Consider the following 15,510-nt stretch of genomic DNA (forward strand, 5'->3'; position numbering starts at 1 on the left):
CCCAAGGATTTCAACGAAATGACCGACGTGAGCCCCATCCGCTGGGAGCAGGACCAGGACGGCGTGGTCACCCTCGTCCTCGACGACCCCGCGCAGTCCGCCAACACCATGAACGCCGCGTTCACCGACGCGCTCGACGCCACCGTCGAACGCCTCGCCGCCACCGAGGAGTTGACGGGCGTCATCGTCACCTCCGCGAAGAAGACCTTCTTCGCCGGCGGCGACCTCAAGCTGCTGTCCTCGGTCGGGCCGGACGACGCCGAGCAGGTGTTCGCCAACTCGATGCGGATCAAGCGCGCGCTGCGCAGGCTGGAGACCCTCGGCAAGCCGGTGGTCGCCGCGATCAACGGCGCCGCGCTCGGCGGCGGCCTGGAGATCGCCCTGGCCTGCCACCACCGGATCGCGCTGGACGCCCCCGGCAGCAAGATCGGCCTGCCCGAGGTCACCCTGGGCCTGCTGCCCGGCGGCGGCGGAGTGGTCCGCACCGTGCGGATGCTCGGCATCACCGACGCCCTGCTCAAGGTGCTGCTGCAGGGCCGCCAGTACCGTCCCGCGCAGGCCCTGCAGAACGGCCTGGTGCACGAACTCGCCTCCACCGCCGAGGAGATGCTCGCGCAGGCCCGCGCGTTCATCGCCGCCAACCCGGTCAGCGCGCAGCCCTGGGACGCCAAGGGCTACAAGATCCCCGGCGGCACCCCCAGCACCCCCGCGCTGGCCGCCAACCTGCCCGCCTTCCCGGCCAACCTGCGCAAGCAGCTGAACGGCGCGCCCTACCCGGCGCCGCGCAACATCCTGGCGGCCGCCGTGGAGAGCTCCCAGGTCGACGTGGACACCGCGTTCGTCATCGAGGCCCGGTACTTCACCGAGCTGGCCTGCGGCGCCACCTCCAAGAACATGATCCAGGCCTTCTTCTTCGACATGCAGGCCGTCAACTCCGGTGCCTCCCGCCCGGATTCGGTCCCGGCCCGGACGGCGTCGAAGGTCGCGGTGCTGGGCGCCGGCATGATGGGCGCGGGCATCGCGTACTCGTGCGCGCAGGCCGGGCTGACGGTGCTGCTGAAGGACGTGACGCAGGAGGCCGCCGAGCGCGGAAAGGCGTACTCGGCGGGCCTGTTGGACAAGCAGGTGCAGCGCGGGCGGCTGTCCGCCGAGGAGCGCGACGAGTTCCTCGCCCGGATCACCCCCACCGCGGACCCGGCCGACCTGGCCGGCTGCGACACCGTCATCGAGGCGGTCTTCGAGAACCCCGAGCTCAAGCACAAGGTGTTCCAGGAGATCCAGCACGTGGTCGCCCCCGACGCGCTGCTCTGCTCCAACACCTCCACCCTCCCGATCGGCCTGCTGGCCGAGGGCGTCGAGCGGCCCGCCGACTTCATCGGCCTGCACTTCTTCTCGCCGGTCGACAAGATGCCGCTGGTCGAGATCATCCGCGGCCCGCAGACCGGCGACCAGGCGCTCGCGCACGCCTTCGACCTGGTCCGGCAGATCCGCAAGACCCCGATCGTGGTCAACGACTCCCGCGGCTTCTTCACCTCCCGCGTCATCGGCCAGTTCCTCAACGAGGGCGTCGCGATGATCGGCGAGGGCCTCGACCCGTCCTCCGTCGAGCAGGCCGCCGCGCAGGCCGGCTACCCCGCGAAGGTGCTGTCGCTGCTGGACGAGCTCACCCTCACCCTGCCGCGCAAGATCCGCAACGAGTCGCGCCGCGCCGTCGAGGAGGCCGGCGGCACCTGGGTCGAGCACCCCGGCGAGATCGTCATGGACCGGATGCTCGACGAGTTCCAGCGCCCCGGCCGCAGCGGCGGCGCCGGCTTCTACGAGTACGCCGACGGCCGCCGCACCCGGCTGTGGCCCGGCCTGCGCGAGTACTTCGCGCGGCCCGGCGCGGAGATCCCGTTCGAGGACATGAAGGAGCGGCTGCTCTTCTCCGAGGCCCTCGACTCGGTCCGCTGCCTGGACGAGAACGTGCTGACCTCGGTCGCGGACGCCAACGTCGGCTCCATCCTCGGCATCGGCTTCCCCGCCTGGACCGGCGGCGTCCTGCAGTACGTCAACGGCTACCCGGGCGGGCCGGCCGGCTTCGTCGCCCGCGCCCGGGAACTCGCCGCCGCGTACGGCGAGCGCTTCACCCCGCCGGCGTCGCTGGTCGCCCTCGCCGAGAGCGGCGGCCGCTACCGCGACTGACCGCCGTCCTCCTGCCGGCCCGCCCGCTCCGCCGGGCGGGCCAGCTCCTCCGCGAGCGAGCGCTGGAACGCCGTCACCAGCGCCTGCACCACCATCGGCTGGATCCGGTCGGTCAGCTCCCGCATCCGCTCCAGTTCCTCGGGACCCGGACCGCTCTCCCGGTACGGCCGCCACACGGTGTCCCGGAACAGCCGGTGCAGATCGTGCGCCGTCGCCCGGCTGTGCAGCCGCACCACCGCCCGCGCCGCCACCAGCGTCTCCAACGGGATCGGCACGTCCAGCACCCGCACGCCCAGTGGCAGCAGCCCCGGATCCACCTTGAACACGTCCGGGTCCGCGGTGCGGTGCAGCGCCCCCATCGCGGCGAGGCTGTCGAGATCCGCGTCCGACAGCGCCCGCCCGGTCCGCCGCTCCAGCTGCGCCCGACTCGCCTCCTCGGCCGACTCCGGCGTCCACGACGCCACCAGCGCCCGGTGGATCGCCAGGTCCAACTCGCCGATGTCGGACGGCAGCTGCGCGAGGTAGCGGTCGATCGCGGCCAGTGTCAGCCCCTGCCGCTGCAACTCCTCGATCAGCTCCAGCCGCCCCAGGTGCTCGGCCCCGTACAGCCCCACCCGTCGCGGTCCCAGCTCCGGCGGCGGCAACAGCCCCTTCGCCCCGTAGAACCGCAGGGTCCTGACCGTCACCCCGGCCCGGGCAGCCAGCTCGTCCACCGTGAACCGCAGCTCCCCGCCGCCCATCGCACCCCAGCCCTCGCACCAGCACCACTGTGACACCAGCAGTGTGACACCGGTCTCGCCCGGCGGTCCATGGCCCCGCCGGGCGTCCGGGCCGGTGCCCCGATCAGGCCCGGGGGAGGAGTTCCGCGTGGTGGCGGCGGGTGACCTCCGGGTGGGCGCGGGCGAAGCCCTTCAGCTCGTTGAAGCCGAAGTCGGCGTGCAGCGGGTTGGCCGGGTCCTGGGTGGCTCCCGGGGCGTGGTGGGCGTGCGGGAAGTCGAGCGGGGCGATGTGGGCGTCGAGCCGGGGGTTGTAGAAGAACGGCACGGAGAAGCGTTCGCGGGCGCCCGTCGGGGAGAGGACCCGGTGGCTGGTGGCCTTGAGGTAGCCGTCGGTGGCGACCTCCAGCAGCTCGCCGAGGTTGACGACGAAGGCGCCCTCCATCGGGGGGACGTCCAGGAAGGTGTGGTCGGGGCGCTCGACCTGAAGGCCGCCGACGGTGTCCTGCAGGAGCAGGGTGATGAAGCCGTAGTCCTTGTGGGTGCCGACGCCCTGTGCGGCGCCGTCGGGGGCGGTACCCGGGTAGCGGACCAGCTTCAGGTGCAGGTGGGGGTGCGGGGTGAAGGCGTCGTCGTAGAAGTCCGGACGGGCGCCGATCGAGGCGAGGAGTTCGTGCAGCAGCTGGCGGGCGACGTCGTCGAGGCGGGCGATCCAGTGCAGGGCCGCGGTGCGCAGCTCCGGGAGTGCGGCGGGCCACTGGTTGGGCCCCTCCAGCCACCAGTAGGCGGGCTCGCCCGGCGCGGGCACGTGCGCCGGCAGCTCGGGGCCTATGTCGAGCTGGTCGCGCCAGTCGCGGCTGCCGCCGGTGCGCTCGTCGCCGGTGCGGGTGTAGCCCCGGAAATGCGGGGAGTTGAGGTTGCTGACGGACAGTCGGTCGGCCTCCGGGAGCGCGAAGAACGCGCGCATCGCGGAGGTCAGGTCGGCGGTCTCGGCGGCGGTCACGCCGTGGCCGACCAGTTGGAAGAAACCGACTCCGGTGGCGGCCTCCCGCAGCTCCCGGCGGAGCCGGTCCCGCTCGGCGGGGGCGCCGTCGGCGAGCGAGAGATCGATCACGGGGAGGGCGGTGGGGTGCTGCATCGTCATGGGTGCGCGTCCACGGGGAAAGGCCCGGCGGGTACGGCGGATCACGCCGGGAGTGCCGGGGTGGCGGGGCCCGCGCGGTCGAGTGGGACCGCGACGGGCGGGGATGTGGATGGGGCGATCAGCCGGAGCGTCGACAGGACATGCTCGTGACGCGGAGCAGGTCCACGTGGCGACGGCTGACAAGAAGAAGCACCCAGCCAGGCTACAACCCCCGCCCGGAAGGTATCGAGGAAAAGACGGAATTCGGTCAACCGATCGTTCGGTCGACCGACGGAACCCTGCCCACTTGTTCCCCCAGCAGCCGGTCGATCCGTCGATGCCCTTCCGGAGCGGGTCGGCGTGCCCGTTGTGGCGGGCGTACTCGGCGACGTCGCCGTCCAGATGCTCGAAGTCCTGGTTCGGGTCGTCGTCGGAGCAGGACATGAGCGGCCTGGACCCGTCGCCGGCGAACCGGATCTCCAGCCACCACTGCTCGCTCGATCCCGGTCAGGTGCCGCGGCAGCCCGTGCAGGCTCAGCGGGCTCCGACAGCGGCGGCCCGTCAGTGGTGGCGGGGCTCGCCCCGGTAGGTGCCGAACGACCAGCGGTTGCCCTCGGGGTCGCGCACCGAGAAGTCCCGCGAACCGTAGTCGGTGTCGTGCAGCTCGGCGGTCACCACCGCGCCCGCGCCCACCGCCCGCCGGTACAGCCCGTCCGGGTCGTCCGTCACCGCGTACGCGCCGAAGGTGCCGGGCCGCAACGGCCACGGATCGTCCTCGCCGTCCGCGGGCTCCTTCGCCGAGCCGAGCATGATCCCGCCCCCGGGCGGCCACGCCAGCTCGGCATGCGCCACCTGGTCCCCGTCCGCGTACACGGACGTCGCCTCGAACCCGAACGCCTCCACCAGGAACGCGATCAGCGCCCGGGCGTCACGCGCCCGCAACGTCGGCCACACCTGCGGCGGCGGGGGAACAGCGGCCCCGGGCATCTCCGACCTCCTCGGCTCACCGGCTGCGACGACGGGCCCACCCTAGGTCGGCCCCCGGGTCAACGGGCGCTGCCGCGCCGGAGAGGTGACGGCGCGTCAGGCGGTCGGCGGATCGCGGGTGAGCCGTCGAAGGCCGGGGCGTCAGTGGGAGACGGCCAGCTGGACGGCGTGGTGCCTGGGGGTGTCGATCTCGTCCAGCAGGGCCACGGCCAGGTCGGCGTGGGAGATGCGGCCGGTGCCGGTGACGGTGCCGATCGCGGTGGCGTAGCGGCCGGTGGCAGGGGCGTCCGGGGCGAGGTCCATGGGCGGGACGACCATCAGCCAGTCGAGGGGGCCGGACTCGACGGCGAGGAGGTCGAACTCGGCGACGTGGCCCCGGGAGAACGTCCGGTACTGCTCGGGGAACCGGGGGTCGTCCATGACGCGGACCCCCGGGGCGGTCTCCAGGGTGGTGGCGATGCCCAGGACGAGCAGCCGGCCGACGCCGGCCCGCCTCAGACCCGACGCCAGGGCGCGGGCGGCGGCGGTGAAGTAGCTCTCGGACGGGACGTCCAGCCGCACCGAGGCGTTGATCGCCGCGTCGTGGCCGGCGGCCGTCCGGGCGACGGCCTCCGCGTCCGTCGCGTCGCCGCGCACCGGCGTCACACCCGAAATCCCCTCCAGGTCAGGGTACTTGGCCGGGTCGCGGACGACCGCCGTCACGGTGTGGCCGCGTCGGACGGCCTCCGCGACCGCCGCCCGGCCGACCCGTCCGCCCGCGCCGAAAATCACGATCCTGCTCATGGCTTCTCCTCGTCGCCTGCCGCGTTCCGTGTCGTCGCCGACGGTAGGACGGGCACCCCCGGTTACTGCAACGGAACCGGCTCCGAGGTGCGGCTATGGTCGTACCCATGGCCGTCCCCGACGAAGCAGGCGTGTTCGACCTCCGGGAGTGCGCGCACCGCTCGCCGATCCGGGTCGGCGACAAGTGGTCCGGCGCGGTGCTGCGCTGCCTGGAGGGCGGGCCGCACCGCTTCACCGAGCTCAAGGCCCGGCTGCGCGGCGTCAACCCGAAGGTGCTCACCGAGACGCTGCGGGCGATGGAGCGCGACCGCTGGCTGACCCGCACCGACCACGGCGGCAACCCGCCGCACGTCGACTACGCGCTGACGGACGTGGGCCGCTCGCTGATCGGCGTGCTGGACACCGCCTGCACCTGGGCCCGCGAGCACCACGGGGAGTGATCGGAGCGTCCGCCATCGCGCCGAACCAGTGCTCGACCTGCCCGGGCGGCGGCCGTTACGCGCCGACGTACTCCGCGAGGTGGCGGCCGGTGAGGGTGGTGCGGTCGGTGATCAGGGCGGCGGGGGTGCCCTGGAAGACGAGCCGGCCGCCGTCGTGGCCGGCGCCGGGGCCGAGGTCGATGATCCAGTCGGCGTGGGCCATGACGGCCTGGTGGTGTTCGACCACGATGACGGACTTGCCGGAGTCGACCAACCGGTCGAGCAGGCCGAGGAGTTGTTCGACGTCGGCGAGGTGCAGGCCGGCGGTGGGTTCGTCCAGGACGTAGACGCCGCCCTTCTCGGCCATCTGCGCGGCGAGCTTCAGGCGCTGGCGTTCGCCGCCGGAGAGCGTGGTGAGGGGCTGGCCGAGGGTCAGGTAGCCGAGCCCGACGTCGGAGAGGCGGGTCAGGACGGTGTGGGCGGCGGGGGTGCGGGCCTCGCCGGTGGCGAAGAAGGACTCGGCCTCGTCCACGGACATGGCGAGCACTTCGGCGATGTTCCGGCCGCCCAGGCGGTACTCCAGCACGGCGGCCTGGAAGCGCTTTCCCTCGCACTCCTCGCAGACCGTCGCCACCCCGGCCATCATCGCCAGGTCGGTGTACACCACCCCGGCGCCGTTGCAGGTCGGGCACGCGCCTTCGGAGTTGGCGCTGAACAGGGCGGGCTTGACCCCGTTCGCCTTGGCGAAGGCCTTGCGGATCGGCTCCAGCAGCCCGGAGTAGGTGGCCGGGTTGGAGCGCCGCGAGCCGCGGATCGGGCTCTGGTCGATCGCCACCACGCCCTCCGGCGCGCCGCCCTTCAGCGCCGCGCCGCTGACCAGCGAGCCGTGCACCAGCGAGCTCTTTCCGGAGCCCGCCACGCCGGTGACCACCGTCAGGACGCCCAGCGGCACGTCCACGTCGACCTCGCGCAGGTTGTGCGCGCTCGCCCCGCGGATCTCCAACACGCCGGTGGGGGTGCGGACTTCGGGCTTGAGCGAGGCCCGGTCGTCGAAGTGCCGGCCGGTGATGGTGCCGCTGGCGCGCAGTCCGTCCACGTTGCCCTCGAAGCAGACCGTGCCGCCCGCCGAACCCGCGCCGGGGCCGAGGTCCACCACGTGGTCGGCGATCGCGATGGTCTCCGGCTTGTGTTCCACCACCAGCACCGTGTTGCCCTTGTCGCGCAGCCGCAGCAGCAGGTCGTTCATCCGCCGGATGTCGTGCGGGTGCAGGCCGGTGGTCGGCTCGTCGAAGACGTACGTGACGTCGGTCAGCGAGGACCCCAGGTGCCGGATCATCTTGACGCGCTGCGCCTCGCCGCCCGAGAGCGTGCCGGCCGGGCGGTCCAGCGACAGGTAGCCGAGGCCGATCTCGGTGAACGAGTCCAGCACCTGCCGCAGCGAGGACAGCAGCGGGCCCACCGACGGTTCGTCCAACTCCCTCACCCAGTCCGCGAGATCGCTGATCTGCAGGGCGCACGCGTCGGCGATCGAGAGTCCCTTGATCTTCGAGGAGCGGGCGGCGGCGCTCAGCCGGGTGCCCTCGCAGTCCGGGCAGGGGGTGAAGGTGACGGCCCGGTCGACGAAGCTCCGGATGTGCGGCTGGAGCGCGGCCCGGTCCTTGGACAGCATCGACTTCTGGAGTCGCAGCACCAGGCCCTCGTAGGTCATGTTGATGCCGGCGATCTTCATCCTGGTCGGCTCCAGGTACAGGAAGTCGTGCAGCTCCTTCTCGGTGTACCGGCGGATCGGCTGGTCCGGGTCGACCAGGCCGGACTCGGTGTACAGCCGGTAGTTCCAGCCGCCGGGCTTGTACCCGGGAATGGTCAGCGCGCCCTCGTTCAGCGACTTGGCGTCGTCGTACAGCTGCCCGAGGTCGATGTCCGAGACGCTGCCGCGCCCCTCGCAGCGCGGACACATGCCGCCGGTCCGCGAGTACGTCCGCTTCTCGGCCTTCGAGCCCTCGCCGCGCTCCACCGTGATCGCCCCGGAGCCGTGCACCGTCGGCACGTTGAAGGAGAACGCCGGCGGCGGGCCGATGAACGGGTCGCCGAGCCGGCTGAACAGGATGCGCAGCATCGCGTTGGCGTCCGTCGCGGTGCCGACGGTGGAGCGCGGGTCGGCGCCCATCCGTTGCTGGTCCACGATGATCGCCGTGGTCAGGCCGTCCAGCACGTCCACCTCGGGGCGGGACAGCGTCGGCATGAACCCCTGGACGAAGGCGCTGTAGGTCTCGTTGATCAGCCGCTGGGACTCCGCCGCGACGGTGCCGAACACCAGCGAACTCTTGCCCGAACCGGACACCCCGGTGAACACCGTCAGCCGGCGCTTGGGCAGTTCGACGCTGACGTCCTTCAGGTTGTTCACCCGCGCCCCGTGCACCCGGATCAGATCGTGACTGTCCGCCAGGTGCTGCCGGTCCGTCGTCCCGGGTGTCCGCTCGGCGCCGCTCATCGGTCCTCGTCCCTCCGTCCGGCGGCGCCCGTGGCGACACCGCCGCCCCTGATCCAACCACCCCGTCGGGCCGGAGACCGGCAGGGCGCCGGAACCGGCAGGTTCAGCCGCGTCCGGCAGGTTCAGCCGCGTCCGGCGGCCGACGGATCCCAAGGGCCGGGCGCCGCGGCGGAGTCGGTCGTGATCTCGGCGGACACCCCGCGGACGTCCAGCCGTTCGCGCAGCCAGGCGACCTCGGGGAGCGTTCCGGACAGCCCCGGGTCGGCCAACTGCACTGCCATGTCCAGGGCTTGGGGGAGCGTCAGGTCCCAGGCCTCGCGCAGGGTCTTCAGCACCGCGACCCGTCCCGCCGCCGGATCGGTCAGCCGCAGCCGCGCCGTCCCGTGCCGGGCGATCAGCGGGTCGCGCACCCAGTGCGGCGTCCCGTCGGCGCCGAACCCCAGGCACATCGACGCCCCGCAGGCGCGGCAGGAGAACTCCGAGTCCCAGCTGATCGTGCCGTCCCGCAGCCGCTGCCCGGCGTCCTGCCTCGCCTCGGCCCCGCACACGCAGGTCACCGCGAACGCCACACCCCACTCGGCCACTTCGGTCCCTCTCGATCGACAGTCCTATTCTTTCGGCAGCGAACAGGATGCAGACGAAGGGGCGGGGCATGGATCTCACCGGACGCACCATGGTCATCACCGGAGCGGGCCGCGGCACCGGCCGGGCGCTCGCGATCCGGGCCGGGCGGCTGGGCGCGCGGGTGCTGGTGTCGGCGCGCGGGCCGGAAGCGGCCCGGCGGACGGCCGCGGAGATCGCCGCCGACAGCGGGGCCGAGGCGGAGGGCCTGGCCTGCGACATCTCCGACCCCGCCGCGGTACGGGAGTTCGCCGCCGAGGTCGCGGCCCGCACCGACCGGGTCGACGTGCTGGTCAACAACGGCGCCCGCTACCTGCACGGTGCCGACCTGCTGGGCGGGGACGACGAGGCGATCGTCGACACCATCGCCTCCGGGGCCACCGGCACCGTGCTGATCACCCGTCACCTGCTGCCGCTGCTGCGCGCCTCGGCCGCCGCCGACGTGGTCAACCTGGTCTCCTCGGTCGGCGAACTGCGCAACCACCGCTCCGCCTCGCACCCCGCCTACTACGCGGCGAAGGCCGCCCAGTCCGGCTTCTCCGACGTGCTCTCCGCCCGCCTGCGCCCCGAGGGCATCCGGGTGATCGCCCTCTACCCGCCGGACTTCGACGACGCCGACCCGCTCGGCCCCGACTGGGACACCGCCTCCCGCACCGCCGACGACGTGCTCACCGCCCAGTCCGTCACCGACTGCGTGCTGTTCGCGATCGGCCAGCCCCGGGACTGCTTCATCCGCAGCTTCTACTTCGAGCAGCGGTAGGCGTTTTCGGGCGTTCTCAGGGGTCGACGTACTCGACGACCTGCATCATGCCGAGCTCCTCGTGGTGGAGCTGGTGGCAGTGGGCGAGGGCGATGCCGGTGAAGTCCTGGTACCTGACCAGGAAGGTGACGGAGTCCCCGGGGGTGCCGCCGGCCAGGCCGACGGTGTCGTGCCAGACCGGCGGGTCCAGCGGCTCGCCGTTCCGGTGGGTGACCAGGAACTGGTTGGTGTGCAGGTGGAACGGGTGGCCGTGCGACGGCACGGTCTCGTCCGTGCGGACGGTCCACCGTTCGACATCGCCCAGGCGCAGGGTGTGGTTGACGTACTCGGGGTCGAAACGGCCGTAGGCGGTGTCCCGGGTGAGGTCGCCGTCGGGGTCGGCCGGGGGCGTGGCGTTGCTGCCCAGCATGCGGTAGGCGTTGGGGAACGGCCCGCCGAAGACCTCCGGGTCGACGTGCAGGACCACCTCGCGGTCGGGGCCGGTGATCTCGCCCTCGTCGAGGAACGGCCGGCCGGGCGGCAGCGCGGCCGGCAGCTGCATCGGCGGATCGACGGACTCCTCCGTCACCACGACCGTCATCAGCGGGTCGTCCACCCCGTCGGCCCGCAGCTCGTACCGGCCGGGCTCGTCGCCCCGGACCAGGACGTCGGCGCGGTTGCCCATGGCGAGGACCACCGCGGCCCGGGCGACCGGCTCGGCGAAGCCGATGCCGTCCTGGGCGATCTGGTGCATGGTCAAGTAGCTGTCGTCCGCCGACAGTTGGAGGCGTAGGGCGGTGAAGGCGGTGGCGGCGACCAGCCGCCAGCGCTGGACCTCGCCCCGGCGCAGCCTGATGGCGGGGTTGACCGCGCCGTTGACGGTGAAGACGGACGGGACGCCGGTCACCCAGTTGCCCGAGGTGAAGGCGGGGACTTCGCCGTCCCGGAGCTTGAGCTCGTTGATGCAGACGACGACGTCGTCGGCCGCCTCGATTTCCGGCACCTCGTCGATGTCGCCCTCGACGACGATCACCCCGGCCATTCCTCCGACGATCTGCTCGGCGGTGGAGCCGTGCAGGTGCGGGTGGTACCAGTAGGTGCCCGCCGGGTGGTCGGCCGGGACGCAGATGGTCGTCGTGTACTGCGGCTCCGGGGCGTCGAGAGCCGCGTCCTCCTCGGTGAGCGGCGCGAACTCGCGCAGGACGTTGTCGGCGTCCCCGGACGGGGAGACGTGCATGCCGTGGGTGTGCAGGTTGAAGCTGTTCGCGTGGTGCGGCGTGTTGTGGTCGCCGTGGTGGAACGGCGGGTTGGGCGGCAGGCCGTTGACGTGCGTCAGCCGCAGGGTGTCCCCGGCGCGCAACCGGAGGGTCGGCCCCGGGATCGCCCCGTTGTAGGTGCGCGTGGTGATCGGGCCGTAGCCCGGGATGTCGACGTCCGTGAAGCGGACGTCGAGCGTCTGCTCGACCGTTCGCGTCGCCGGGCCGGACGCCGACCGCGAGGCCGTCACGGCCGGCTGCGGGAAGCGCGCCGGCGCCGCTGTCGCCGCCGCGCGCTGCGCGGTCAGGATTCCCTCGGACGCCACGGCGAGGCCGGCGATGCTCTTGAGGACCAGACGGCGGCTGATCGCACCACTCTCTTCCATAAGCGGACAATCTAGGTCAAATCGCCCGGCGAACCTTCAGTGACGCACCGCCTGTGTCAGAGTTTCCGATCGTCTGATAATCGTACGGGCGTTCGAGCTCGGCTACGCTGGACGGCATGACGTACCAGCTGCAGGGTTCGCTGTTCGACACCGGCGACCCGGAGGCGGAACCCGCGCTCGGCCCCTTGGACGGCATCGACCGGACGGAACTCGGACGCGGGGCGTGGATCGACGTGCTGCCCGGCTGGCTGAGCGGCGCCGACACGCTGTTCGAACGCCTGGTGGACCGGGTGTCGTGGCAGGCCGAGCGGCGCGAGATGTACGAGCGGGTGGTGGACGTGCCCCGGCTGTTGGCGTTCTACCACGAGGGCGACGCCCTGCCCGACCCCGTCCTGACCGGGGCCCGGGACGTGCTCGGCGCCCACTATCGGACGGAGCTCGGCGAGCCGTTCGTCACCGCCGGGCTCTGCTTCTACCGCGACGGCCGCGACAGCGTCGCCTGGCACGGCGACCGGATCGGCCGCGGTGACCGCGAGGACACCATGGTCGCCATCCTCTCGGTCGGCCAGGCCCGCCCGCTGCTGCTCCGCCCCCTGGGCGGCGGCGGCCCGACGGTGCGCCGCTCGCTCGGGCACGGCGACCTGCTGGTGATGGGCGGCTCCTGTCAGCGCACCTGGGAGCACGCCATCCCGAAGAGCGCCGGCGCGGTCGGCCCGCGGATCAGCATCCAGTTCCGCCCGCGCGACGTCCGCTGAGCCGTCGGGCGTCCGCTGAGTCGTTGGGCGTTTGCCGGACCCGTTGGCGGAATGGTCACCGAGGATCACCGGGCGGACGTTTCTGCAGCTCAGTCAGATTCTCGGACTTGAATATTTGCGAACGAGTGTTCGATGCTGGAGTCGTGCACATGTTCGAACGAGACTCGATCGACCCGTCCGGGACGGGCGCTTTCGCCCCATTTACCCATATTTGGGCGGGCGGCGGCGTTCGAACGCTCGAACGCGATCGAACGGTCGTTGTTCCGCTGCGGCCCGGCACCGCCCCCGCCCCCGAGGTTGTCCCGCCGGTCGTCGCCGAACCCGAACTGCTGCCCGTCCTGCCCGCCCTCGCCCCCCTGCTCCCCGGCGGCGGACTGCGCCCCGGCACCGCCGTCTCCGTCACCGGCGACACCGGACTGCTGCTCGCCCTCGGCGCCGGCGCCTTCACCGAGAAGACCGGGGACACCGCCTGGGCCGCCGCCGTCGGACTCCCCGAACTCGGCCTGTCCGCCGCCGCCGGCTACGGCTACGACCTGCGCCGCCTGCTGCTCGCCGACCACCCCGGACCGCACTGGCCCGACGTGGTCGCCGCCCTCGCCGGCGCCGTCGGCCTGATCCTGCTGCGTCCCACCGGCCCCGTCGCCCCCGCCCTCGCCGCCCGCCTCACCGCCGTCCTGCGCCGCACCCGCTGCGCCCTCCTGGTCGCCGGCCCCTGGCCCGGCGCCACCCAACGCCTCAGCATCCGCACCGGCCGCTGGTTCGGCCTCGGCGACGGCCACGGCCAACTCGCCGGCCGCCAGGTCGAAGCCGTCGCCGAAGGCCGCGGCACCGCGACCCGCCCCCGCACCGCCCACCTCTGGCTCCCCGACGCCACAGGCACCGCCCGCCCCCTCGCCCCGGCGGCCGGGCCCACCCTCACCCGCCCGGCCCTGGAGGCGGTCTGAGATGCGACCTCTTTCGGCTCCGCCGCCTTTGGTGACGCCTCGTCAAATACCTGGCCATGAGTGTTGGGCGGGTCGCCGACAGCGGATCCGCCGTTGCGGCCTTCCGGCAGGTGGCTGCGTCCGGTCGTGGAGGTGTTTCTGATCCTCCGCCGACCCTGTCCTTCCGTTCCGTCGATTCCCCCCGAGTGACCAGCAATGAAGCACCCCAATCCGATTCGTAAGCCGGTGTCGTCCGTGAGCCGTGGTGGTGGCGGGCCGTTGTGGGGTACCGCGCGGGCGGGGGAAGGGGTGGTGGGGTGGGGGCCGGCGGGGCAGCGGGTGCTGGTGGTGTGGTGTCCGGACTGGCCGTTGGTGGCGGTCGGGCCGGTGGGTGGGGGCGCGGTGGCGGTGGTGGAGGGCGGCCGGGTGCTGGCGTCCTCGGATGCGGCGCGTGCCGCGGGGGTGCGTCGCGGGCAGCCGTTGCGGTTGGCGCAGCGGTTCTGCCCGGAGTTGCGGCTGCGTGACCGTGACGAGGAGGCGGAGGCGCGCAGGTTCGAGCCGGTGGTCGCGGCGGTCGAGGCGTTCACTCCGCGGGTGGAGGTGCTCCGGCCGGGTCTGTGCGCGATTCCGGTGAAGGGCCCGGCCCGGTACTTCGGCGGTGAGGAGGCGCTGGTGGCGGGGATCCGGGACGCGGTCGCCGCCGTCCTGGCGCAGACCCGGCCGGTCGCCGCGCCGGAGGAGCCCGCCGACGAGCTGACCGACGAGGCCGAACCCGCCTGGGTGGACGAGGTGTTCACCGGGCCGGAGGCCTCGCGTCCGCCGCTCACCGTGATCGACGGCGGCTCCGCCGAGCCCGCCCCGGCCCAGGATCCGGCCCCGCTCGCCCTGGTGGCCCCCGCCGGTCCGGAACCGAAGCCGGAACCGAAGCCGAAGCCTGAACCGAAGCGGGAGTCGAAGCCCGAGCCGGAACCACAGCCGCAGCCCGCGCCCCCGCGCGGTCTTCTCGGGGTCGCCGACGGCCTGTTCGCCGCCGTGCTGGCGGCCCGCGCGGAGCTGTTGGTGCCGGCCGGGCGGACGCCGGAGTTCCTCGCGCCGTACCCGGTGTCGACGCTGGGGGAGCCGGAGTTGGCGGAGTTGCTGCACCGGCTGGGCATGGAGACGGTGGGGGCGTTCGCGGAGTTGGCCGCGGACGTGGTGGCGAACCGGTTCGGCCCGACCGGGAGCGCCGCGCACCGGCAGGCCCGCGGGCTGGACCCGCGTCCGCTGGCCCCCAAGGACCAGGGGCTCGACCTCGCGGTGGAGCAACTCTTCGATCCGCCGGAGGAGTTGGCGGAGCCGCTGGTGTTCGTCGGCCGCACCCTCGCGGAGCGGCTGCACGCCCGGCTGGCCGAGGTCGGACTGGCCTGCCAGCGGGTGGCGGTGGAGGTGTCCTGCGCGGGCGGCCGCACCGTCTCCCGGCTGTGGCAGCACGAGGGGAGGCTGACGGCGGCCGCCCTCGCCGAGCGGATCCGCTGGCAGTTGAACGCCTGGCAGTCCACCGGCACGTTCACCGACGCGGACGGCGCGTTCACCGCGCTGCGCCTCGTCCCGGACGGCCTGTTCCCGGACCGGGGGCGGCAGTTGGCGCTGTGGGGCGAGGCGGTCGCGGAGGACCGGGTGGAGCGGGCGGTGGCCCGGGTGCAGTCGCTGCTGGGCTACGCGGGGCTGCGGCGCGGCGCCCCCGAGGGCGGCCGGGCCCCCGGCGAGCAGCAGGCGCGCCTGCCTTGGGACGAGGCCGAGCTCCGTGGGGAAAAAACGGCGGACGGCCCCTGGCCGGGCCGGCTCACCGACCCGTCGCCGTCCGTGGTGCCGCCGGACCCGGTGCCGGTGCTGGTGCTGGACCGCGACGGGCAGCCCGTCGCGGTGGACGGCCGCGCCGAGGTGTCCGCCCCGCCGGACCGGGTCGAACTGCACGGCCGCACCCTCGAAGTGCTCGGCTGGACCGGCCCGTGGCCGGCCGTCGAACGCTGGTGGGACCCGGGCACCGCCCGCCGCCGGGCCAGGTTCCAGGTCGCGGTGGAGGGCGGCCGCGCCCTGCTGCTCACCGTGGAGGGCGGCCGCTGGTACGTCGAAGGAGCCTATGACTAG

The 15,510-nt window shown here is 73.2% G+C and carries 14 protein-coding genes; 6 read left to right on the plus strand and 8 right to left on the minus strand.

Features of this window, described 5'->3' with window-relative positions:
* The first annotated feature begins 18 nt into the window (after positions 1-18).
* Positions 19-2,184, plus strand: coding sequence for a 3-hydroxyacyl-CoA dehydrogenase NAD-binding domain-containing protein (locus ACI1MP_RS28515; RefSeq protein ID WP_404869773.1), 2,166 nt, complete (start codon positions 19-21; stop codon positions 2,182-2,184).
* Here ACI1MP_RS28515 and ACI1MP_RS28520 read toward each other — a convergent pair.
* The 5 genes from ACI1MP_RS28520 to ACI1MP_RS28540 form a co-directional block, all read right to left on the minus strand.
* On the minus strand, positions 2,172-2,924 hold the full coding sequence (locus tag ACI1MP_RS28520; protein WP_404870843.1) for a MerR family transcriptional regulator: 753 nt from the start codon (positions 2,922-2,924) through the stop codon (positions 2,172-2,174). The genes ACI1MP_RS28515 and ACI1MP_RS28520 overlap by 13 nt on opposite strands.
* Positions 2,925-3,027: 103 nt before the next feature.
* Positions 3,028-4,044 (minus strand): isopenicillin N synthase family dioxygenase, encoded by a 1,017-nt coding sequence (locus ACI1MP_RS28525; protein ID WP_404869774.1) that lies wholly within the window; start codon positions 4,042-4,044, stop codon positions 3,028-3,030.
* 118 nt (positions 4,045-4,162) lie between these two features.
* The gene (locus tag ACI1MP_RS28530) at positions 4,163-4,237 is read right to left on the minus strand and encodes a putative leader peptide (protein WP_354644872.1); all 75 of its coding nucleotides are present in this window, start codon (positions 4,235-4,237) and stop codon (positions 4,163-4,165) included.
* A gap of 347 nt (positions 4,238-4,584) precedes the next feature.
* Entirely contained in the window at positions 4,585-5,010 is a 426-nt protein-coding gene (locus ACI1MP_RS28535) for a VOC family protein (RefSeq protein WP_404869775.1), read from the minus strand.
* 141 nt (positions 5,011-5,151) lie between these two features.
* Positions 5,152-5,793: an NAD(P)-dependent oxidoreductase gene (locus tag ACI1MP_RS28540; protein ID WP_404869776.1), complete on the minus strand. Its 642-nt coding sequence runs from the start codon at positions 5,791-5,793 to the stop codon at positions 5,152-5,154.
* A 107-nt stretch (positions 5,794-5,900) separates the two neighbouring features.
* Between ACI1MP_RS28540 and ACI1MP_RS28545 the strand changes: the two genes are divergently transcribed.
* Positions 5,901-6,233: a helix-turn-helix domain-containing protein gene (locus ACI1MP_RS28545; RefSeq protein WP_100586839.1), complete on the plus strand. Its 333-nt coding sequence runs from the start codon at positions 5,901-5,903 to the stop codon at positions 6,231-6,233.
* A gap of 55 nt (positions 6,234-6,288) precedes the next feature.
* Here ACI1MP_RS28545 and ACI1MP_RS28550 read toward each other — a convergent pair whose 3' ends face one another.
* Positions 6,289-8,703, minus strand: a complete 2,415-nt coding sequence (locus ACI1MP_RS28550; protein ID WP_404869777.1) for an ATP-binding cassette domain-containing protein — start codon at positions 8,701-8,703, stop codon at positions 6,289-6,291.
* A gap of 122 nt (positions 8,704-8,825) precedes the next feature.
* Positions 8,826-9,287, minus strand: coding sequence for a hypothetical protein (locus ACI1MP_RS28555; RefSeq protein WP_404869778.1), 462 nt, complete (start codon positions 9,285-9,287; stop codon positions 8,826-8,828).
* A 68-nt stretch (positions 9,288-9,355) separates the two neighbouring features.
* On the opposite strand from ACI1MP_RS28555, the gene ACI1MP_RS28560 reads away from it, so the two are divergent.
* Positions 9,356-10,084: an SDR family oxidoreductase gene (locus ACI1MP_RS28560; protein WP_100586836.1), complete on the plus strand. Its 729-nt coding sequence runs from the start codon at positions 9,356-9,358 to the stop codon at positions 10,082-10,084.
* A 16-nt stretch (positions 10,085-10,100) separates the two neighbouring features.
* On the opposite strand, the gene ACI1MP_RS28565 is transcribed toward ACI1MP_RS28560, so the two are convergent.
* Entirely contained in the window at positions 10,101-11,705 is a 1,605-nt protein-coding gene (locus ACI1MP_RS28565; RefSeq protein WP_380336795.1) for a multicopper oxidase family protein, read from the minus strand.
* A 116-nt stretch (positions 11,706-11,821) separates the two neighbouring features.
* On the opposite strand from ACI1MP_RS28565, the gene ACI1MP_RS28570 reads away from it, so the two are divergent.
* From ACI1MP_RS28570 to ACI1MP_RS28580, 3 genes are all read left to right on the plus strand, one after another.
* Positions 11,822-12,460, plus strand: coding sequence for an alpha-ketoglutarate-dependent dioxygenase AlkB (locus tag ACI1MP_RS28570; RefSeq protein ID WP_404869779.1), 639 nt, complete (start codon positions 11,822-11,824; stop codon positions 12,458-12,460).
* A 149-nt stretch (positions 12,461-12,609) separates the two neighbouring features.
* Positions 12,610-13,404: a hypothetical protein gene (locus ACI1MP_RS28575; protein WP_404869780.1), complete on the plus strand. Its 795-nt coding sequence runs from the start codon at positions 12,610-12,612 to the stop codon at positions 13,402-13,404.
* A gap of 291 nt (positions 13,405-13,695) precedes the next feature.
* A complete protein-coding gene (locus ACI1MP_RS28580; protein WP_404869781.1) occupies positions 13,696-15,510 on the plus strand; it encodes a hypothetical protein in 1,815 nt (604 codons plus the stop codon).

Origin of the sequence: Kitasatospora griseola (assembly GCF_044999035.1) — a bacterium.
GTDB lineage: Bacteria > Actinomycetota > Actinomycetes > Streptomycetales > Streptomycetaceae > Kitasatospora > Kitasatospora griseola.

Excerpts from the sequence above, each read along its gene's own strand:
- ACI1MP_RS28520 (WP_404870843.1), bottom strand. The coding sequence starts at position 2,924 with ATGGGCGGCGGGGAGCTGCGGTTCACGGTGGACGAGCTGGCTGCCCGG.
- ACI1MP_RS28575 (WP_404869780.1), top strand. The coding sequence starts at position 12,610 with ATGTTCGAACGAGACTCGATCGACCCGTCCGGGACGGGCGCTTTCGCC.
- ACI1MP_RS28550 (WP_404869777.1), bottom strand. The coding sequence starts at position 8,703 with ATGAGCGGCGCCGAGCGGACACCCGGGACGACGGACCGGCAGCACCTG.
- ACI1MP_RS28525 (WP_404869774.1), bottom strand. The coding sequence starts at position 4,044 with ATGACGATGCAGCACCCCACCGCCCTCCCCGTGATCGATCTCTCGCTC.
- ACI1MP_RS28515 (WP_404869773.1), top strand. The coding sequence starts at position 19 with ATGACCGACGTGAGCCCCATCCGCTGGGAGCAGGACCAGGACGGCGTG.
- ACI1MP_RS28560 (WP_100586836.1), top strand. The coding sequence starts at position 9,356 with ATGGATCTCACCGGACGCACCATGGTCATCACCGGAGCGGGCCGCGGC.
- ACI1MP_RS28570 (WP_404869779.1), top strand. The coding sequence starts at position 11,822 with ATGACGTACCAGCTGCAGGGTTCGCTGTTCGACACCGGCGACCCGGAG.
- ACI1MP_RS28565 (WP_380336795.1), bottom strand. The coding sequence starts at position 11,705 with ATGGAAGAGAGTGGTGCGATCAGCCGCCGTCTGGTCCTCAAGAGCATC.
- ACI1MP_RS28540 (WP_404869776.1), bottom strand. The coding sequence starts at position 5,793 with ATGAGCAGGATCGTGATTTTCGGCGCGGGCGGACGGGTCGGCCGGGCG.
- ACI1MP_RS28535 (WP_404869775.1), bottom strand. The coding sequence starts at position 5,010 with ATGCCCGGGGCCGCTGTTCCCCCGCCGCCGCAGGTGTGGCCGACGTTG.
- ACI1MP_RS28545 (WP_100586839.1), top strand. The coding sequence starts at position 5,901 with ATGGCCGTCCCCGACGAAGCAGGCGTGTTCGACCTCCGGGAGTGCGCG.